The following is a 19,134-nucleotide window of genomic DNA, read 5'->3' as shown; positions in this document are numbered from 1 at the left end:
ATACCTCCCCACACAAAAGCGCCGCCCGGGCATGTCCCGAGCGGCGCTTTTGTGTGTCATTTCAGCAAGAGCTTAGGCCGAGCCTTGCAGCCAGCTCGGCCGCGGTCACTTAGCGTGCCGCTTCTTCCTCAAGACGCGCCTGCTTGCCACCGAGAGTGAAGCAGGTGTCGATCTCGCGCAGCATGAACAGCGCGACACAGGCGGCCAGCATTGGCCAGGCGGCGAAGAACAGCAGGTGATCGAACGGGTCCAGATACTGCTTGAAGGCAGAGAAGGTAGACCCGGCGTGCAGCAACAGCACCAGACCGTAGGTGAGGGTCTTCTTCACGCCGGTGACGAACAGCAGCAACAGCACCATCTCGATGACGGCAATCGCGATGACGATGCCCTCGCCCATGCCACCGATGGCATAGAACTTCTCGAAGATGGCGGCGGCGTGGCCAGGATTGAAGAACTTGTCCAGTGTCCACATCGTGATCACGAGGAAGACCCCGAGGCGCAGCAGCAGCAGGGAAATGCGGATTCGATCGGCGTGCTTCGTCATGTCAATTCTCTCCAGGGGGAATGGGCCAGCGCTGCAACGCAGCGGGCACGTGCTGCTGTGTACGTACGAAGTGGCCGTCTGGTTGCATCGATTGATGATTTTTCTTGCAAAATTAACCACTTGGCAGCGAAACCCCGCCTCGCGTCCCTTGGCGCAAACGCCTGCTTCATCTACGGGTTTAGCATCCGCGAGCTGCCATTGTTGGGGAAAACAGCAGCAGTGACTGCCGCACAAGAGGCGCTGACTCGCCCGCCATCCAACACTCTGCCTTTCTCGCTGTCTGATTCATCAGCGATTAGCGCCTTTGCAGCCTCGCCCTGACCTTAGACCCTAGCCCCTAGCCCCTAGCCCCTGGACCCTAGCCCCTAGCCCCTGGACCCTAGCCCCTCGACCGGCCTGCCGGTTCGCCCTTCGCTCTGGAGTTTATCCACATGGCCTCCAAGACTGATCATCCGTCTGCTTGCCCGCCGTCAGACACTTCAATGCCGGGCTCTTCCACCCAGCCCCTTCCTGCGCTGCGCCGCTGGCAAGCGCCCGGGCCTGGCGGCTCGCACCTGCCGACCCGCATTGCCAAGGCGCGCTTTCCGGCCTTGAGCGCCCAACTGCTGGCGCATGCCACGCGCATTGCAGCAGAACGCGAGCGCGGCGAGATTCTCGACTACGCCTGTGCCATGAGTGCGGTGCCGACGGTGATTCAGGAGATCTGGCTGGCCAGTGGCGAGCTTGAGACATTCGCATTACGCGAAGGCATCCAGATCGAGAGCCTGGCGGAGCTGCTGGGTGAGCACACTCCGCCTGACAGCCCCGCCACCGCTGCACAAAGTGGCGTGCCAGCGCGGGTCGTGAGGCCCCTTGATACTTTCGACTGGCTGCATCTGGCGCTGGAGCAGCTGTTGCAGATACATCAGGATAAGCAACGTTTACACTCAGACTGATGTATCTCGGCGCCAAAACTCGTATGGTGAGAGAGAGGCTCGGCCTGTCGTCGATCAAGATGACGCGCGAGCCTCGAGCACGACTGTCATATGCACGACTGGAACGCATTTCTGGTACGAGCAACAAGGCACGACATCAAGCACAGCACGCGGAGCAGAACATCACGATCGATCATTGAAAACGACCAGCCGAGGAGGTTCACATGAAGGTCTACAAACCTGAATGGCGTTGCACGCTCGACGTGACGGAAGGCCCCGACCCCACCGCCCGCTGGAAAACACGGCTTGCCTGGCGCTTGCGCGCCCTCGCCGACCGCTTTGATGGCGGTAGTCGTACGATGAAGATTGACTGCAATGTCACCCCGGCGCTCACCCGCGAAGAGGTCGACACCTGCCTGGGCAAGGGCTTCGCCCTTAGCCAGAACCTGATGCTGCAACTGGCCAACCACAGCGCCTGCGAAGATGTCCTACGCGACGCCAAGGCCGAGCTCTACGAAGAAGAGCAACACCCGATGTAACGGTCTGATCTCAGTAGAACCCCGCAGATCAACCCATCGGTGAAGGTAGTCCGCAATATGCATGAAAAAGCCCTCCCGGCGATGCCGGGAGGGCTTTTATTCTGTAATATACCAACTAAATATAGTTAAAAATAAGCACAAGCGTTAGGCAATAAAAATTTATTCAATCAACTGATATAAAATACTTTATTAAATCATAAGCAGCACTAGACGCTACTGCCATACTAACCCCACCAAGCAAACCAACTACCGACCAAAATATAGATCGTGTATTCCTGTTTTTAAATGACTTAATTATCTTTGCATCTCCTTTATTTATTTTCAAATAAGATAATGAAAGATAGCTATCAATCGAAACTTCCAACTTTTTAAAACATAGGTCGGCCAACGAACTAACAACATAAAAAACAGACCCATACAACACAATGAATTTGAGAACTTCATTTCCTGAAACTGTCTCAACCTCGATTGCATTAGATACAAAAAAACCAAGAAGCGCTATAACTAGCAGATGACTAAACCTAGATATAAGATGAGAAATACGTTTAAGATGAACTATAAACTTAACCTCTGGAGATTCATCGCAACCTTTCACCCACTCATCAAACATTGCGACGAAATGCCTTGCTTTCACATAGTCACTATACTCAACATTAATTTTAGCAGTTCTAGTAACTATATTAGATAAAATTGCAGAAGATATAAATGGTGGCGCTTCCTTCTCGAACTGAGTAAGATCGGCTATTCTAGATCTAATGCTTATAGTGACCTTATATGCCTCTAAATCACCTGACACTGAGTCAGAGCTCGAGAACTTATAAGTAATCCTCACTTCAGTGGTTGGACTAGGACTGGTTAAGTTATGACACTTAAAATCTTCGAAAGATTTAAATCTTTCAGCCTCCCCTTCATGATGACTAACTACCAACTCCATAATAATAGAGTCTCTGTAAGGTCTAGCCGAGCGTATGCATTGTACTGCTTTATTATGCACTTCCTCTACATCTTCGATTTCAACCAGTATATTATTTTTATATGTCTTTGATATCTCCTGACTTCTTTCATTAACCTTCTTGTGCATTCTAAAGTATAAATCAAGTTCTGCGTCATTCAATACAGGCATATCACCATCTTCGTCATAACCACCTTGTACTTCTATGACATCGCTCATAACCCCGTCCTTGAGTAATTAACTTGGTCCATTATAATTTATCCCGCCTCCAACATGGTTAGAAAGCAAAGGCAGCAAGAGTCAAACAAACTTCTATATCGTCGACGAACATCTATAGCTAAAACCAACAAAAAAATCAATCAAACTTATACCCTTCTAGATCAATAAGTTTAGTCAAAAGCGCAAAGATGCTGTGCTTTTCGTGGACAAGAACAGTGTAGACTAAAAACTATCTCTACATTTGTTATCATCTATAGTAATTTTCGGTAAAAATGTATATTTGAATCTTACATTAGACTTAAACATTCCAGCAATCGCAACCACGGCGGAGTGTGCCATGTACCTACTTTGCCGCTTCCATGTCGAATAGAGCCAAAGGCTACTCTTCGCTCATCCTATACAATGCCCTCATCGACCCCTCCCCCCAACGTCAGGCCTTCCATGTCCATTTCCGCGCGTCCTTCCAAGCTGAGCTTGCCTCAAGTCAATCCCGGTGTGACGACGGTGCTGGAGTATCTGCTGCTCAAGTTTCCGGCGATTGCCGAGTCACGCTGGCGCGAGCGCATGGCCGAGGGCAAGGTGCATCGCGATGATGGCTCTCTGATTACGCCAGAGTCGCCCTACCAGCCACATCTGCGCGTGTTCTATTACCGCGAGGTGGCAAGCGAGCCGAGCATTCCCTTCGCGGAGCGGATTCTTTATCAGGATGAGCACATTCTGGTGGCCTACAAGCCGCACTTTCTGCCGGTGACACCCGGCGGCCTGTACGTGAATGAGTGCCTGCAGCAGCGACTGCGCAAGCGCACCGGGATAGAGGCGCTGCAGGCGGTGCATCGCCTGGATAGGGTCACGGCGGGGCTGGTGCTGTGCTCCGTCAATCCCGACACGCGCCCCCTCTACCATCAACTGTTCAAATCACGGAATATCCACAAGACCTATCAGGCCATCGCGGAGACCCACAGCGATGAGTCCCTGGTGGGCCAGCAATGGGAGGTGAAGAATCGTCTCGAGCAGAGCGAGCAACGCTTCCGCATTCATGTCACTGAAGGCGCAGCCAACAGCCACTCGGTGATTCGCTGCGTGCAGCAGACAGAGAGCCAGGCATTGTTCGAGCTGCACCCTGTCACCGGCAGAACCCACCAGCTACGCGTGCATATGCAGACGCTCGGTTGGCCAATTCTGAATGACCGCTACTACCCCGTGCTGCAACCGCTCTCGCCGGATGACTACGCGCGCCCCTTGCAGTTGCTCTCCAAGGGGCTCGAGTTCATTGATCCTGTCACCGGCGAGGAAAGACGCTTCGAATACGACGGTGACCTGACACTGGCGTGAGCCGTGACATGCCCCGCGGCTGTCGTCGCCAACCGACGCACAGCCCACCGCATGTGCACAAAGAAATCATCGGGTGAAGGCTTCATGCTCGACGTCAGGCGGGCTAAGGTTTTCCTCCTGTCCCCGGAAAATAGGCCCATCGATGTCCCGACGTCTCGCAGTGACCGGAGGAGCCGCGCTGGCCGCGCTCCTGTCCTTCCCCGTCCTCGCACAACAAGGGCACGACGGGCCGCCGCCTGATCACGATGGCCCGCCGCCGATGTCAGCGGAAGACCAGGCCCTGAGCGAGGCGCTGCGCGCGCGCATGGGCGATACCAGCACCCAGATGCAGAGCGTGCCCATCCCCGAGAGCGCCGCCGAGTGCGGCGACACACCCGGTTATGAGCGCATGCTGTGCCTGATTGATCTGCTCAAGGCGGATATCTCCGACGATGACATCCTGCAGAACCTCCAGCATGACTACTCCCTCGCTGAGGCCGAGAACTGGAGCAATCTGCCCGCTGGCGCCTTCCCGAAACGCCCCGGCGTGCTGCTGGGCGAGCTGAACATCAAGCAGCGCGGCCTCGTCAAAGCCATCATGCTGGAAGCCACCGGCCACGCGCCCGATGAAGGCTTCGACGAGATGCTCCAGACGCTCAACGCCGATGACTACATCAACACCGTCAGCACCGACTACAAGGCCGGTTACTCCTCCTACAACACCAAGTTCGCCTTCCTCGGCACGCCCGGCGAGACCGGCACCTGGGAGCTGTACTACGGTGGCCACCACATGGCCTTCGCCAACACCTACACCGACGGCAAGCTGGCCGGTGCCACGCCCTCCTTCCGTGGCGTGGAACCCTTCCCCTATTTCGAGATGAACGGCCGCGTGAACGAGCCGCTGACCCAGGAGCGCGATGCCTTCGCCACCCTGTTGAGCTCGCTCTCCGATGATCAGCAGGCCAAGGCCACGCTGGAAGGTACATACCGCGATATCCTCGCTGGCCCCCAGGCCGACGATGCCATCCCCGAAAGCTATGAAGGCCTGCCGGTCTCCGAGTTGGATGCTGACCAGCAAGCGCTGCTGCTGACGGCCATCGAGACCTACGTGGACGACATCTCCGCCCCCGAAGCTGCGGCCTACATGGAGAAGTACACCTCCGAGCTTCCCGAGACCTATCTCGGCTTCTCCGGCACGCCGCAGGTCAGCGCCGAAAACGATTATGTGCGCATACACGGCCCGTCGCTGTGGATCGAATTCTCGTTGCAGTCCAACAAGTCCACCGACAAGGTCGGCAACCATCCGCACTCGGTATGGCGTGACCGCACCGACGACTACGGCGGTCAGAGCGAATGATCCGCTGCTCGCCGTGGCGCGCGGCGCTGCTCACGCTCGCGGTGATGATCGGCGGGGCCACGCTTGGCGCCAATGGCATGAGAATCAGCGGCATGGGCATCATCCAGACGGCTCACGCCCATGCCCTGCCCGGTAGCACGCTCATCTTCCAGCAGCAGCCGCAGCATACGCTCAAGCTCACCCTCCAATTCCCGCGTGAAGATCTGCTGATCGCCGCGCCGGAACTGGCAGCGCTGGGTGACGCCAAGCCCGATGCCCCCTTGGCGCAGGCGCTGACAGATCAACTCGGCGACTATCTCAATCAGCATCTGGCACTCTCCAATGACGGCGACGCGCTACCGCTGACGCTCACCGAGGCGCATCTCACCTCCACCTATCAGCCACAACTCGGCGACTACCTGCTGGTCGTCACTCAATGGAACGTGAAGACCGAGCAAGCCGAACCGGACTCACTGCTGCTGAAATACGACGCCGTGATGCACGAAGTCCGCAATCACCGCGCCGAAGTCGAATGGCAAACTCCCGAAGGCGACACCCGCCTGATGGCCGACTTCGGCTTCTTCCACTCCGCCCACGGCATACGGCTCGACCTGCGCCAGACCAGGCAGGCGCCAGCCAAGCAGGAATGAGCCGAGCTGGAGTAAACAAGGCGGTTTGCGTTTCCTGAATCGCGCCCACAAAAAAGCCCTTCCGGCCAATGGCCGGAAGGGCTTTGTCGTGTCTCGTCGCGATAAGGCTTCCCGGATTGCGAGGCAACCCTGCACCTGAGCGTTCCTCTGACCATCAGGTCATTCGGTCAGCGTGAATTTCCTGCTTTAAAGCGCCATCAACGATCCAGGCCGAAACTGATCAGCGCCTGCTGGGCAACCTCAGCACCGTACTCTTGCACGAAATGGCCGGCATCAGCGAGTTTCATCGGCATCGGGCATCCTTGGATGACGTCTCTCAAGGCCATCATTGCCGGCTCTCCCAGCACCACATCTTTCATCCCGATCGCCATGAAGCTATCGCCCTTCCAGACATTCGACCAGTACTCGACTGCACGACGTCCGTACGCGACGGCAGGATCAGAGTCATCCGTGGGGATCATCTTCGGAAACTTCCTCACCCCGGCCTTGTAGCTGTTGTCAGGGAACGGAGCATCGTAAGCGACGACATCGAGGGGGCCGATGGCCGCGCCTGCATCCCAGGCCACCAACCCGCCAACGGGGATTTCAGGCACCCCGCCACTGAAGTTGACCCATTGCTCGGCGGCTTCCGTCAGCGGCTCTCCTGTCGGCAGCCCGGTATTCATCACGATGAGCTTGCTGAAACGCTCCTGCATGTCCAAGGGAAGAGTCAGCCCCAGGAAGCCTCCCCAATCCTGACATACCAGGACGATATTCTTAAGATCAAGGCGCTCGACAAGGCGCAACAAGCTGTTGCGATGAAACTCGAAGCTATACGTGGACTCATCCACGGGCTTGTCTGAACGACCGAATCCAAACAGGTCAGGCGCCACCACACGATGACCCGCACCCGTGAAGACAGGAATCATCTTGCGGTACAGGTAGCTCCATGTGGGCTCACCGTGCAGACACAGGAAAGTGTACTCGGCGTCCTTCTCACCCTCATCGATATACGCCATGCGTAGCCCGTCATATCCCTGAACATCCTCGAGATAAGCGGGTTGATAGGGGAATGCTGGCAGTACGGAAAAGCGTTCTTCGGGGGTGCGTAATACAGAGGTCATCATGTCGTTCTCCGGGGTAGCTGATGTTGAAAGTGCAGGAATCAATGGCTGATCTTCGTTTCCAGCATGAAATCAAGCTGGAAGTCGCTGATGACCTTGTCCTGGACAGGCTGGAATGACTTGTTGAGTTCATCCACACCATTGTCCAGCCCGATGGCTGTGCGTGTCGGTCTCTTTCCGTGGGGCATATCGACAAGTTCGAGATAGGCATCGACAACTTTCTGCGGATGCGTCTCCGGGTTTTGCAATACCTGATCAAAAGAGCCGACCATCGATTCCAGAACAGTCTTCAAGTGCTGATTTTCGGCTACCACCGCCGTATGGTGCTCTGGCTCGAAGGAGCCGGAGAGATTGGTACCGGATGGGCCTGGTTCGACCAGAATGACTTCTACACCGCTTGGTGCCAGTTCGTACTTCAGACTCTGGGAGTAGGCCTCCAGGGCCGCCTTGCTTGCACTGTACGTGCCCGTGAATGGCCACGACACCCGACCAATGACGGAACTGGTATTGATGATCAGGCCTTGCCCCATCTGTCGCATATGAGGCGCGACGGCCTGGATCACTCTGATCGCACCGAAATAGTTTGTCTCCATCAACTGCTTGGCCTGTTCGACGCTGAAGGCTTCCGTGACGCCCATATGCATGATGCCAGCGTTGTTGATCAGAACGTCGATGTGTCTTTCTCGCTGAAGGACGGACGCGATCGAGGCATTGACTGACGCTTCACTGCACACGTCCATCTCGATGACCACGATATTGCTTGAGTAGTCTTCCAGTTCCTGCTTGATGCCAACATTCCTGCCATGGGGGTTACGCATCGCCGCATAGACCCGGTGGCCCTTGTCGGAAAATGCCTTTGCCGCCATCTTTCCAAAGCCACTGCTACTGCCTGTAATCACGATGGACTTCGTGTTGCCATCTTGCTGCTTGGCCGTCTCGACAGTCATCTTCTTCCTCTGCTGATTCGTCCGGCTTCACGCGCGGTATCGTGGGCTATCCTGAATTCTATATCGATCAATACAGATTTGATGAGCCGATTCTGTATCGATCGATATAGAATGTCAACCAGCAGTTTCGAGGACGCGCCTGCCTGTGGCAGAGGCACGGGAATACTCGAGAGGTGCGAGACGACCATAAAACAGGCCGCTGGTGCGCAAGATGGCCGTCATGCCACGCGCTACAGAGGCACAAAGAGGATGCAATCCATGAAATCGAATCCTTGTTATAGCGCTTGCCAGGCGCCTTCTCACCCTTCTTCACCGGGTATTCAAGGTGTCGCGTCCTCGGTAAAAGACCGCTGAATTGAAAACCTATATCAATTGCCACAGAATCCCCCTGATGACAATGCATGAGTCCTGAGGTAACGCCTTTATGGCAGGAAGAAAACGAGCTTTTGATCGAGATGCCGTGCTGGATGACGCAATGCGTCTCTTCTGGCGCAATGGCTATACCGCGACCTCCCTGGCGACCTTGACCTCGGGGCTGGGCATCAATGCACCTAGCCTGTATGCAGCGTTTGGTAACAAGGAGCAGCTATTCAAGGAAGCCTTGATGCATTATTGGGGGGCTTATGCCAGGCCTCATTACCAGCATCTGACCAGTGATCGTGAAATGAATTTCAGGCAGAGGCTGGAAGCGTTCCTGCTGGGGTGGATCACGCTATTCACTGATGGCGATACCCCATTGGGTTGCCTGATGATCAAGAGCCTCAACGAGTCTGAAGGGATGGGATTCCCTGAAACAGTCACTGATTACATACGCGAGGCGGGTAGTGAGGCAAAGCGGGTATTGATCGATGTCTTCAATCGTGAGATTTCTTCGGACGACCTCCCGGAAGGCACCACAATCGAGATATTGGTTGATTACCTGCTCACGGTGCTTTACGGCTTGGCCATCCAAGCTCGGGCTGGCCAACCGGAAGACGCCCTGAAAGCCACAATGCAGCATGTCTTGAATTCAATACCTGATGGCAGGTAAGTCCTGCCCCTGACTGAATCATTCCCCTGGCCTCCATTGCCGGGCACGATTCCTCTTCACGAGCCCCGATGCCGTATCGGGTCCGTAGACACAAAAAAAGCCCTTCCGGCCAATGGCCAGAAGGGCTTTTTGCTTGCTGCGTTCTCGTCTCGATCAATTCAAGAGACCGTCTCGACAGAACGCTGCGTCAGCTCAGCGAGGGGTGATCGTCAGGCGATCATTCCCACTCGATGGTGGCCGGCGGCTTGCTGCTGACGTCATAGGTGACACGCGAGACGTGCTCCAGCTCGTTGATGATGCGGTTGGAGACCTTCTCCAGCAGCTCATACGGCAGGTGCGCCCAGCGGGCAGTCATGAAGTCGACGGTCTCGACGGCACGAATGGCGATGACCCACTCGTAACGACGGCCATCGCCGACGACGCCGACGGACTTGACCGGCAGGAAGACGGCGAACGCCTGGCTGGTCTTGTGGTACCAGTCGAAGTTGTGCAGTTCTTCGATGAAGATGGCGTCGGCTTCACGCAGGATATCCGCGTATTCCTTCTTCACTTCACCGAGGATACGCACGCCCAGACCCGGCCCCGGGAAGGGGTGACGGTAGACCATGTCGTAGGGCAGGCCGAGTTCGAGGCCAACCTTGCGGACTTCGTCCTTGAACAGTTCGCGCAGCGGCTCGACCAGTTCCATCTTCATGTCGTCCGGCAGGCCGCCGACATTGTGGTGGGACTTGATGACGTGGGACTTGCCGGTCTTGCTGGCAGCGGATTCGATCACGTCCGGGTAGATGGTGCCCTGGGCGAGGAAGTCGACATCCTTGAGCTTGGCGGCTTCGGCATCGAACACTTCGATGAAGGTGTTGCCGATGGCCTTGCGCTTGGCTTCCGGATCGCTGACGCCAGCCAGCTTGCCGAGGAAGAGGTCTTCAGCGTCAACACGGATGACCTTCACGCCCATGTGGCGAGAGAAGGTTTCCATGACCTGGTCGCCTTCATTCTTGCGCAGCAGGCCATTGTCGACGAAGACGCAGGTCAGCTGGTCGCCGATGGCCTTGTGCAGCAGCGCCGCGACCACGGAGGAGTCGACACCGCCGGACAGGCCGAGCAGCACCTTGCGGTCACCGACCTGAGCGCGAACGCGATCCGTGAGGTCTTCGATGATCTTGGCCGGGGTCCACAGACGCTCGGACTGGCAGATCTCGATCACGAAGTGCTCGAGGATGCGCTGGCCCTGCAGGGTGTGGGTGACTTCCGGGTGGAACTGCACGCCGTAGAACTGCTTCTCTTCCCACGCCATGGCGGCGATCGGGCAGCTCGGGGTGGAGGCGGTGACGGTAAAGGTCTCCGGGACTTTCGCGACCTTGTCACCGTGGCTCATCCAGACGTCGAGCAGCGGGCGGCCTTCGTCGTCCAGGTGGTCCTTGATGTCCTTGAACAGCGCGGACTCACCGTCGACACGAATCTGGGCATAGCCGAATTCGCGCACGTTGGAGCCTTCGACCTTGCCGCCGAGCTGCTCGGCCATGGTCTGCATGCCGTAACAGATGCCGAACACCGGCAGACCCATCTCGAACACGCACTCAGGCGCACGCGGCGAGTCCAGCTCGGTGACGGATTCCGGGCCACCGGCCAGGATGATGCCGTTGGGGTTGTACTCGCGGATCTCTTCTTCGGTGATGTCGAAGGCACGCACCTCGGAGAACACGCCCAGCTCACGCACGCGACGCGCGATCAGCTGTGTGTACTGGGAACCGAAATCGAGGATCAGGATCTTGTGGGAATGGATGTCTTGCATCTTCAGTCTCTCATTGGGGAGTCGTGAGACCCGCTTCGGAGCTGCGAGGGAGCGCAGGGCCGAAACAATCTGGCGTCGAGGGTAGCCGATACCGAAAGTTCGTTCGACCCAAGCAAAGCGGGAACCCGTGTTGGGCTCCCGCTTTGCGTCGCGCTTCGCTATGTATCAGTCGCGCCGATAGTTGGGCGCTTCCTTGGTGATCTGCACGTCGTGGACGTGGGATTCGGCGAAGCCGGCACCGGTGATCTGCACGAATTGCGGCACGGTGCGCATCTCTTCGATGGTCTGGCTACCGGTGTAGCCCATGGAGGCACGCAGGCCGCCCATCAGCTGGTGCACGATGGCGCTCATCATGCCCTTGTAGGGCACGCGGCCTTCGATGCCTTCCGGTACCAGCTTCTCGACGCCGGCATTCTTGTCCTGGAAGTAACGGTCGCTGGAACCCTGGGTCTGGGACATGGCGCCCATGGAACCCATGCCGCGATACGCCTTGTAGGTACGACCCTGGAACAGCTCGACTTCGCCCGGCGCTTCTTCCGTCCCGGCGAGCAGTCCGCCGATCATGACGATGCTGGCGCCTGCGGCGATGGCCTTGGCGATGTCACCGGAGAAGCGGATACCGCCATCGGCGATGACCGGCACGTCGTACTTGGCCATGGCGGCCGCGACGTTGGCGACGGCGCTCATCTGCGGCACACCGACACCGGCGACGATACGCGTGGTGCAGATGGAACCCGGGCCGATGCCGACCTTGACGCCGTCTGCGCCGGCTTCTGCCAGGGCGATGGCGGCTTCAGCGGTCGCGATGTTGCCACCGATGACCTGAATCTTCGGGTGATGCTCCTTGACCCAGGCGACGCGGTCGATCACGCCCTTGGAGTGACCGTGAGCGGTGTCGACGACGATGACGTCAACGCCGGCTTCAGCCAGCGCAGCGACGCGGTCCGGAGTTTCCGGGCCGGTGCCGACGGCGGCGCCGACCAGCAGGCTGCCGTTGCTGTCCTTCGCCGCGTTCGGGTAGGTCTTGACCTTCTCGATGTCGCGAACGGTGACGAGGCCGCGCAGGCGGAATTCGTCATCGACGATCGGCATCTTCTCGATGCGGCTTTCCTGCAGCTTGGCCTTGATCTGGTCCAGCGGCGTGCCTTCCAGCACGGTGACCAGCTTCTCGCGGCCGGTCATGATGCCGGCGACGGTATCGCTGAAGTCAGGCTGGAAGCGCATGTCGCGACCGGTCACGATGCCGACCAGGTATTCACCCTCGACCACCGGGAAGCCGGAGTAGCCATGCTCCTCGGACATTGCCAGCAGATCCTGGATCTTGGCCTTCGGGCTGACAGTGACCGGGTCACGCACGATGACGCTTTCGTGCTTCTTGACCTTGCGGACTTCCGCGGCCTGCTGGGCGATGCTCATGCTCTTGTGGATGATGCCGACACCACCTTCCTGCGCCATGGCGATGGCCAGGCGAGCTTCGGTGACGGTATCCATCGCAGAGGAGATAAGCGGGATATTGACGCTGATGTCGCGTGTGAGACGTGATCTCAGGCTGACGTCCTTGGGGAGGACCTCGGAGTAGCCGGGGACGAGAAGAACGTCATCAAACGTCAGAGCTTCTTGCGCTATACGTAGCATGTCGAACGCCCAGTAGCAGTTTATGAGGGATGCGCGAAAGCCGCAGTGCAGGGCCCGATGGACAGGCGCCATGACTACGGTTCTAGCGGTTGCTGCGAGGTAATCACCCATGATAACCCATTCGCCCCGCCCGAGACAAACGTCGCAGGCTATCAAACTCGCAACTTCACGTCCCGGCGACACTAACCATCTGGTCAACTAAAGCCACGGATGGCGCGGCCTGCGGGCTGGCGGGCGGTGAATCACCTTGCCAGAGCCGAGCCTTGCTGGGTGCCGGCCAGCGCATCCCGAGGATCGCTTTGGATCGTCTCTCGCTTCTCGCCTGTGGCATCATTGTCTTGTTCTCTTCACAACTTCAATAGTCGCCCTCACTCAAGCTTCCGTCAGCTCCAGCACAAGGAATGTCGCGTGTTCGAAACCTCGTCTGCCGCCAACGCCATCAGCGTGACCCAGCTCAACCGCGAGGCCAAGGGCCTGCTGGAGCGAGGCCTGGGGGAGCTCTGGATCGAGGGGGAGATCTCGGGCTTTTCGCAGCCGCGCTCCGGCCACTGCTACTTCACGCTTAAGGATGACAACGCCCAGGTACGCTGTGCGTTGTTCAAGAGCCGCGCCCAGTTTCTGCGCGAGAAGCCCAAGGATGGTGATCGGGTGCGGGTACGCGCCAAGGTGTCGCTGTTCGAGGCGCGTGGCGACTATCAGCTGATCGTCGAGGCGTTGCAGCAGGCGGGACTGGGGGAGTGGCTGGCGCGACTGGCACGCCTGAGAGAACAACTGGCGGCCGAGGGCGTGTTCGCCAATCAGCGCGCCCTGCCCCATCCGCCGCGCCATCTGGGCGTGATCACCTCCGCGACCGGCGCTGCGCTGCAGGATGTGATCGCGGTGACGCGCAAGCGTTGGCCGCAGGCGCATCTGAGCGTGTTGCCAGTCGCCGTGCAGGGGCCGCAGGCGGTGCCGCAGCTGATTCGCGCGGTGGCGATGGCCAATCGCGACAGCGACTGTGATGCGCTGCTGATCACACGTGGCGGCGGCAGCCTGGAAGACCTGTGGGCCTTCAATGATCAGCATCTGGCGCGTGCCATCTTCCACTCACGCCTGCCGGTGGTCGCCGCCATCGGCCACGAGACCGACACCACCCTGGCGGAGCTGGCCGCCGACCTGCGCGCGCCGACGCCCTCCGCCGCAGCCGAGGCGCTGTACCCGGACCAACGCGCCCAGGTGCAGCAACTGACCGCCCTCAAGCAGCGCCTGTGGCGCGCGCAGCGTGCCCGCCTCGACCAGGCGGCGCAGCGTCTGGATCATGCCCGCTCGCGCCTGCGTCATCCGGCCCGTGAGCTGGAAACCCAGCACCAGCGTGCCCGCGAGCTGGAACGCCGCCTGCACACCGCAGTGCGCATGCGCATGACCAGTGAGCAGCAGAAGGCCGACCAGCTGACCCGCCGCCTGCAGCAGGCCAGCCCCGCGCGCGACATCCAGCGCCATCGTCAGCAACTGGCGATGTTGACCCCGCGCCTCAACAACGCCCTGCCACGTCGCCTGGCCGCTGATCGTGAACGCCTGGAAGGCGCGATGCGCGCGCTGAATGCAGTCAGCCCGCTCAATGTGCTCAACCGTGGCTACGCCATCGTCGAGCGTGTCGGCAGCAGCCAGACGCAAGCCCCCGGCGACAGCAAGGTGATTCGCGCCGCCCACCAGACCCAGCCCGGCGAGATGCTCTCGATCCGCCTCGGTGAAGGCCGCCTGGCCGTCGAGGTCAAACGTCGCTACAAGCCGCGCCCCTGAGCCCTGTCTTGCCTCGGACTGACGAGGACAAGATGCAAAAAGCCCCGCTACCTGAACAGGTAACGGGGCTTTTTCTTGGGCGCTTCACGTCCGATACACCCAGCCGCTTGTGATCTCACGCTTTACGCGCATGAGCTTGCAAGAAGTGGTGCGCTGGATCGCTTTTGACCCTGGCCTCTCGCGCGTGTGCTTGCAAAAAGTGGCGTGTTGGATCGCTTCTGACCTTACGCCCTTCGCGCAGCTCCGGGCGCGCTAGATCAAAAGTCAGGCGGTCCCTGCTCGGCGCCCGGCTTGAACACGCCCGGCTCCAGATCATGACGTCCCAGCAGCTTGTAGAAGTCGGTGCGGTTACGCCCGGCGATACGCGCCGCCTGGGTCACGTTGCCTTCGGTGATCTTCAGCACCTTGATCAGGTAGCTGCGCTCGAAACCGGCACGCGCCTCGGAGAAGGACGGCAAGGCGTTCTCTTCCGCGGCCAGCGCCTGGGAGACCAGCGCTTCCGGAATCATCGAGGAGCTGGTCAGGGCGACACACTGCTCGACCACGTTGACCAGCTGACGCACGTTGCCCGGCCAGGCACTGGAGGCCAGCAGGTTGAGTGCTTCCGGCGAGAAGCCCTTCACGAACGGCTTGTGGCGCGCGGCGGCCTGGCTGATCAGGTACTTGGCCAGCAGCGGCACATCCTCGGCACGCTCGCGCAGGGCGGGCAGCTTCAGATTGACCACGTTGAGGCGGTAGTAGAGATCTTCGCGGAAGTCGCCGTCATGCATCGCCTTGTCGAGATTGCGGTGCGTGGCGGAGATGATGCGCACGTCAATGGGCACCGAGGTGGTGGAGCCCAGCGGGCGAATCTGACGTTCCTGCAGGGCACGCAGCAGCTTGACCTGCAGCGCCAGCGGCATGTCGCCGATCTCGTCGAGGAACAGGGTGCCGCCGTCCGCCGCCTGGAACAGGCCCTGGTGGGCACTGACCGCGCCAGTGAACGAGCCCTTGGCGTGACCGAACAGCTCGCTTTCCAGCAGCTGCTCCGGCAGCGCGCCACAGTTGATGGCGACGAAGGGACGCGAGGCGCGCGGGCTGGCGTTGTGGATGGCCTTGGCCATCAGCTCCTTGCCCGAACCGGACGGGCCGGTGACCAGCACGCTGACATCGGATGCCGCCACCATGCGCGCCTGCTCGAGAATCTGCTCCATCTGCGGGGAGCGAGTGATGATGCCAGCGCGCCAGGCATCGTCACCCTCCTTTACGGGCGGCGCCTGGGCCAGCGCCTCATCGATGGCGGCGAACAGCTCGTCCTTGTCGACCGGCTTGGTCAGGAAGCTGAACACGCCCTGACGGGTGGCACTGACGGCATCAGGGATGGAGCCGTGTGCGGTCAGCAGGATGACCGGCATGCCCGGCTGACGCTTCTGCAGCTCACCGAACAGGGCCATGCCATCCATTTCATCCATGCGCAGGTCGGACAGGACCAGGTCTGGACGTGCGGCTTCGAGACGGCTGAGCGCCTCGCGGCCACTGCTGGCCGTCGTGACCTTGAAGCCACGGCTTTCGAGACGCATGCCGAGCAGCTTGAGCAGGCTCGCATCATCATCGACGAGCAGAATATGCGCTTGTGCGTATTTCACACTAACTCTCCTTGCGACACCCGAGGGCCTGGGACATCGACGTCGGGGCCGCACAGTCTTGCGTCATGCAATCGCGGGGATTGAGTGACAGGGTCGTGGCCAGAGTCTGCCGCTGAGGGTTCAGGGCGTGCTCTGGCGGCGCGAATTGATTGATTCTTCGATGGCCGTCAAGGCTTCCAGCTTCTTGGTCAGCTGGGCGTTCTCGGCGCTGAGCTTGCGACGGGCACCGTCATTCTTGTCACGCTCGGCGATCAGACCGCGACGCTCCTCGAGGCCATTGAGCCACTGACGAAGCAGCGGCTGCAGGCGGCTCGGGGCGGTGGGCAGGTCCGCCTTGTAGAGGTCGGAGGCCAGCTCCCAGTCCGATTCATCGCCCCAGCTGAGCACGATGGCACGCGCGAGGCGACGGTCGTGGCGGTTGCCTTCCAGCTGCAACAGGGTGCTTTCACGCCAGCCGCTGTTGCCACGCTGGGCCTGCAACGCGAAGGCGACCCATTCATCCAGCAGGCAGTCCTCGCCGGTGAAGTCCGGCAGGTCGCCGGCGCCGTAGCAGCCCTCCCGCACACTCGGGCTGACCACTTCCGGCTCGCTGCCCGGCATGGTGATATTGGTCAGGGCGCCACAGGCGCTAAGCGTACTGAGCAACACGCCTGCAGCCAGGCGCATCAGTAGTCGTTGACCCTTCATCACTTCAGTTCCTTGCGTGCTTGATGGCATTCAATGACGCCATTTCATGTGGTGTGGACTGCTGATCCGCTCCGGCGGCATCCCTGTCTGCCTGCAGTTCATGCTCACTGCCTTCCCCTGACGTCAGCGAGCGACTCGGTGTCGGCAATGTCAGCCGGAAGCAGACATCCGCCTTGGGGTCATCCACCAGCGCCAATTGACCAAATTGGGCGCGGGCGCTGTCAGCGGCGACCGAGAGACCGATGCCCGAGCCCTTGAGCGGGCCCTTGCGCTTCACCGCGCCCTGATAGAAGGGCTTGAACAGGTGGTCACGGTCCTGGGCGGCGATGGGTTCACCGCTGTTGGCGACTTCGATGATCAGCTTGCGACGCTCCTTGCGGGCTCTCAACCACAGGTCACCGCTGTCTTCGCCGTAGGCGATGGCATTGGAGATCAGGTTGTCGAGAATACGCCCGGTACGCGGCCTGTCCGCCTCCCAACTGAGGCTGGCAGGCGGAAGATGCACGCGCATGCCCTTCTTTTCCAGTGCCAGGCGATGTTTTGCCAGCACTTCCTTGAACACTTCATGCACATCGAAGCGGCTCTGTTCGAGGCCCTGATTGTGCTGCAGCAGATTGTAGTCGAGGAGTTGCTCGATCAGCTTCTGCAATTCCTTGCTGGAGTCATCCAGCAGGCCAAGAATCTCGGTCTGGTGCGGACTCAGCGGCCCGGCGACCTCGTCGATCAGCAGGCCGGTGCCTTCGCGGATGCTGGCCAGCGGGGTCTTGAGCTCATGCGACATGTGACGCAGGAACTGCTGCTTCTGCTCCTCGAGCTCATCCAGACGGGTCGACAGCCAGTTGAGACGCTCGCCCAACTGCACCAGCTCCGCCGGCCCCTTGATGACGATGGGTCGCTCGCTGTCGGTACCGCTGCCCAGGCCATTGATGCGGCGCTCCAGCTGCCGGATGGGACGGATGATCAGCCAGGTGAAGAACAGCATCAACAGCAGACTGATGGAGACCAGCGCGGCGGTCTGCCACCACAGCTGATTCTTGACCTGGGAGGCGCGGGCGCGGATGCCTTCGATACGCGCATCGACGAGTTCACGTGTGGAGTTGAGCAGGCCGCTGGCCTGGATCGAGAAGGGCCCGAAGTCTTCCAGATGGCGACTGACCTGGTCGACGCTCATCTCGGGCATGCGCTCGAGCTGTGACAGCGTCGCCTTCAACTCGCTGACGCGGGGGTCCCCCTCGCCCAACAGGCGCGCCTGCTCATCCAGCAAGGTGCGGAAGCTGTTGGCCTTGTCGGCGTAGATCTTCATCAGATCGGGATTTTCCAGCACGGCGTACTGGCGGGCGCTACGCTCCATCTCGACGGCGAGATTGGTCAGCGTGCGGGCGCGGCGGGTCTGGTCGACGGCCTGGCGGGCACTGACATCCGCCAGTTCCGACAACTCCGACAGCGCCTGCCCTGCTTGAAACATGAGCACGGCAATCGGCAGCATCACCACCAGAAATGCCATCAGAACCAGCTGCGGCAGCGAGCGGGGACGCCAGCGTCGTGACACTGTGGAGGCCATGGAAAGAACTCTATGCAAGAAAGGGGTGGTCATCATCGAATCACGTCTTCCTAGAATACCAGAGTTCACCAGCGTCCATCGCGGTTGCCAGTTCGTTAATAAATATGACTCTTATTCAAATCATTACGCTGCCACGAGACAAACCGCCCCATTGGCAACGTTTCGCATGAAATTGTTGGCCATTCAGCGCTAGACGCACAAAAAAAGAGGGCCGGCATAGCCGGCCCCAAGTACGCAGGGAACTGAAGGGTCAGTCATCACGTGGTGCCTCTGGTACCTGGAGACCAGAGGCACTACGTGATTGGCGGGTCTGACAGGTGGTCTGCCTGTCAGTCCCGGGAGAAAAGAACGTCACCTGGTGGTCGTTCCAGGTCAGTTGACGTTCACGCCGGACAGCGTCCGCGCTCCCTATCGGATGTGAAGCAGGGGGCAACACATCGCAATGTGGATGATCGAGTCGGATGGCTTGCCGACTTGCCCGCCTCGATCGTCAATTCGGGGATGACGGCA

16 protein-coding genes are annotated in these 19,134 nt (G+C 59.4%); 7 read left to right on the top strand and 9 right to left on the bottom strand.

Features of this window, described 5'->3' with window-relative positions:
* Positions 1–109: 109 nt before the first annotated feature.
* Positions 110–544, bottom strand: a complete 435-nt coding sequence (locus tag MSG32_RS12410; RefSeq protein ID WP_248379950.1) for a hypothetical protein — start codon at positions 542–544, stop codon at positions 110–112.
* A gap of 431 nt (positions 545–975) precedes the next feature.
* On the opposite strand from MSG32_RS12410, the gene MSG32_RS12405 reads away from it, so the two are divergent.
* The gene (locus MSG32_RS12405; protein WP_248379948.1) at positions 976–1,479 is read left to right on the top strand and encodes a hypothetical protein; all 504 of its coding nucleotides are present in this window, start codon (positions 976–978) and stop codon (positions 1,477–1,479) included.
* Positions 1,480–1,682: 203 nt separating this feature from the next.
* On the top strand, positions 1,683–1,997 hold the full coding sequence (locus tag MSG32_RS12400; RefSeq protein WP_043333722.1) for a hypothetical protein: 315 nt from the start codon (positions 1,683–1,685) through the stop codon (positions 1,995–1,997).
* 163 nt (positions 1,998–2,160) lie between these two features.
* Here the strand turns inward: MSG32_RS12400 and MSG32_RS12395 are convergent, their stop codons facing one another.
* Positions 2,161–3,168 (bottom strand): hypothetical protein, encoded by a 1,008-nt coding sequence (locus MSG32_RS12395; RefSeq protein WP_248379946.1) that lies wholly within the window; start codon positions 3,166–3,168, stop codon positions 2,161–2,163.
* 441 nt (positions 3,169–3,609) lie between these two features.
* Between MSG32_RS12395 and MSG32_RS12390 the strand changes: the two genes are divergently transcribed.
* From MSG32_RS12390 to MSG32_RS12380, 3 genes are all read left to right on the top strand, one after another.
* On the top strand, positions 3,610–4,500 hold the full coding sequence (locus MSG32_RS12390) for a pseudouridine synthase (RefSeq protein ID WP_248379944.1): 891 nt from the start codon (positions 3,610–3,612) through the stop codon (positions 4,498–4,500).
* Positions 4,501–4,642: 142 nt separating this feature from the next.
* Positions 4,643–5,836 carry a DUF3500 domain-containing protein gene (locus MSG32_RS12385; protein WP_248379942.1) on the top strand — a complete coding sequence of 398 codons (1,194 nt, stop codon included), beginning with the start codon at positions 4,643–4,645 and terminating at the stop codon, positions 5,834–5,836.
* Positions 5,833–6,465 carry a hypothetical protein gene (locus MSG32_RS12380; protein ID WP_248379940.1) on the top strand — a complete coding sequence of 211 codons (633 nt, stop codon included), beginning with the start codon at positions 5,833–5,835 and terminating at the stop codon, positions 6,463–6,465. The genes MSG32_RS12385 and MSG32_RS12380 overlap by 4 nt, the downstream gene beginning before the upstream one ends.
* Before the next feature lie 197 nt (positions 6,466–6,662).
* Here MSG32_RS12380 and MSG32_RS12375 read toward each other — a convergent pair whose 3' ends face one another.
* The gene (locus MSG32_RS12375; protein WP_248379938.1) at positions 6,663–7,571 is read right to left on the bottom strand and encodes a haloalkane dehalogenase; all 909 of its coding nucleotides are present in this window, start codon (positions 7,569–7,571) and stop codon (positions 6,663–6,665) included.
* Positions 7,572–7,609: 38 nt separating this feature from the next.
* A complete protein-coding gene (locus tag MSG32_RS12370) occupies positions 7,610–8,515 on the bottom strand; it encodes an SDR family oxidoreductase (RefSeq protein ID WP_248379936.1) in 906 nt (301 codons plus the stop codon).
* A gap of 424 nt (positions 8,516–8,939) precedes the next feature.
* Here MSG32_RS12370 and MSG32_RS12365 point away from each other — a divergent pair, with 424 nt between their 5' ends.
* Positions 8,940–9,545: a TetR/AcrR family transcriptional regulator gene (locus MSG32_RS12365; protein WP_248379934.1), complete on the top strand. Its 606-nt coding sequence runs from the start codon at positions 8,940–8,942 to the stop codon at positions 9,543–9,545.
* A gap of 217 nt (positions 9,546–9,762) precedes the next feature.
* On the opposite strand, the gene guaA is transcribed toward MSG32_RS12365, so the two are convergent.
* The gene (guaA, locus tag MSG32_RS12360; RefSeq protein ID WP_248379932.1) at positions 9,763–11,337 is read right to left on the bottom strand and encodes a glutamine-hydrolyzing GMP synthase; all 1,575 of its coding nucleotides are present in this window, start codon (positions 11,335–11,337) and stop codon (positions 9,763–9,765) included.
* A 165-nt stretch (positions 11,338–11,502) separates the two neighbouring features.
* Positions 11,503–12,972: an IMP dehydrogenase gene (gene guaB / locus MSG32_RS12355; RefSeq protein WP_131431234.1), complete on the bottom strand. Its 1,470-nt coding sequence runs from the start codon at positions 12,970–12,972 to the stop codon at positions 11,503–11,505.
* Between the two features lie 408 nt (positions 12,973–13,380).
* On the opposite strand from guaB, the gene xseA reads away from it, so the two are divergent.
* On the top strand, positions 13,381–14,751 hold the full coding sequence (xseA, locus tag MSG32_RS12350) for an exodeoxyribonuclease VII large subunit (protein WP_248379931.1): 1,371 nt from the start codon (positions 13,381–13,383) through the stop codon (positions 14,749–14,751).
* A gap of 257 nt (positions 14,752–15,008) precedes the next feature.
* Here the strand turns inward: xseA and glrR are convergent, their stop codons facing one another.
* The 3 genes from glrR to MSG32_RS12335 form a co-directional block, all read right to left on the bottom strand.
* Positions 15,009–16,376 (bottom strand): two-component system response regulator GlrR, encoded by a 1,368-nt coding sequence (gene glrR, locus MSG32_RS12345; RefSeq protein WP_054555312.1) that lies wholly within the window; start codon positions 16,374–16,376, stop codon positions 15,009–15,011.
* Positions 16,377–16,496: 120 nt separating this feature from the next.
* Positions 16,497–17,063, bottom strand: a complete 567-nt coding sequence (locus MSG32_RS12340) for a hypothetical protein (RefSeq protein ID WP_248379930.1) — start codon at positions 17,061–17,063, stop codon at positions 16,497–16,499.
* Between the two features lie 4 nt (positions 17,064–17,067).
* Positions 17,068–18,624 (bottom strand): HAMP domain-containing sensor histidine kinase, encoded by a 1,557-nt coding sequence (locus MSG32_RS12335; protein WP_248379929.1) that lies wholly within the window; start codon positions 18,622–18,624, stop codon positions 17,068–17,070.
* Positions 18,625–19,134 lie beyond the last annotated feature (510 nt).

This window comes from Cobetia sp. 1CM21F (assembly GCF_023161745.1).
GTDB classification, from domain to species: Bacteria; Pseudomonadota; Gammaproteobacteria; order Pseudomonadales; family Halomonadaceae; genus Cobetia; species Cobetia amphilecti.
The sequence above is the reverse complement of the archived record's forward strand: the minus strand, read 5'-3'. Positions and strand labels throughout refer to the sequence as shown.

Bases quoted from the DNA above. Each gene is read 5' to 3' on its own strand.
- MSG32_RS12410 (WP_248379950.1), bottom strand. From the start codon at position 544: ATGACGAAGCACGCCGATCGAATCCGCATTTCCCTGCTGCTGCTGCGC.
- MSG32_RS12405 (WP_248379948.1), top strand. From the start codon at position 976: ATGGCCTCCAAGACTGATCATCCGTCTGCTTGCCCGCCGTCAGACACT.
- MSG32_RS12400 (WP_043333722.1), top strand. From the start codon at position 1,683: ATGAAGGTCTACAAACCTGAATGGCGTTGCACGCTCGACGTGACGGAA.
- MSG32_RS12395 (WP_248379946.1), bottom strand. From the start codon at position 3,168: ATGAGCGATGTCATAGAAGTACAAGGTGGTTATGACGAAGATGGTGAT.
- MSG32_RS12390 (WP_248379944.1), top strand. From the start codon at position 3,610: ATGTCCATTTCCGCGCGTCCTTCCAAGCTGAGCTTGCCTCAAGTCAAT.
- MSG32_RS12385 (WP_248379942.1), top strand. From the start codon at position 4,643: ATGTCCCGACGTCTCGCAGTGACCGGAGGAGCCGCGCTGGCCGCGCTC.
- MSG32_RS12380 (WP_248379940.1), top strand. From the start codon at position 5,833: ATGATCCGCTGCTCGCCGTGGCGCGCGGCGCTGCTCACGCTCGCGGTG.
- MSG32_RS12375 (WP_248379938.1), bottom strand. From the start codon at position 7,571: ATGATGACCTCTGTATTACGCACCCCCGAAGAACGCTTTTCCGTACTG.
- MSG32_RS12370 (WP_248379936.1), bottom strand. From the start codon at position 8,515: ATGACTGTCGAGACGGCCAAGCAGCAAGATGGCAACACGAAGTCCATC.
- MSG32_RS12365 (WP_248379934.1), top strand. From the start codon at position 8,940: ATGGCAGGAAGAAAACGAGCTTTTGATCGAGATGCCGTGCTGGATGAC.
- guaA (WP_248379932.1), bottom strand. From the start codon at position 11,337: ATGCAAGACATCCATTCCCACAAGATCCTGATCCTCGATTTCGGTTCC.
- guaB (WP_131431234.1), bottom strand. From the start codon at position 12,972: ATGCTACGTATAGCGCAAGAAGCTCTGACGTTTGATGACGTTCTTCTC.
- MSG32_RS12340 (WP_248379930.1), bottom strand. From the start codon at position 17,063: ATGAAGGGTCAACGACTACTGATGCGCCTGGCTGCAGGCGTGTTGCTC.
- MSG32_RS12335 (WP_248379929.1), bottom strand. From the start codon at position 18,624: ATGGCCTCCACAGTGTCACGACGCTGGCGTCCCCGCTCGCTGCCGCAG.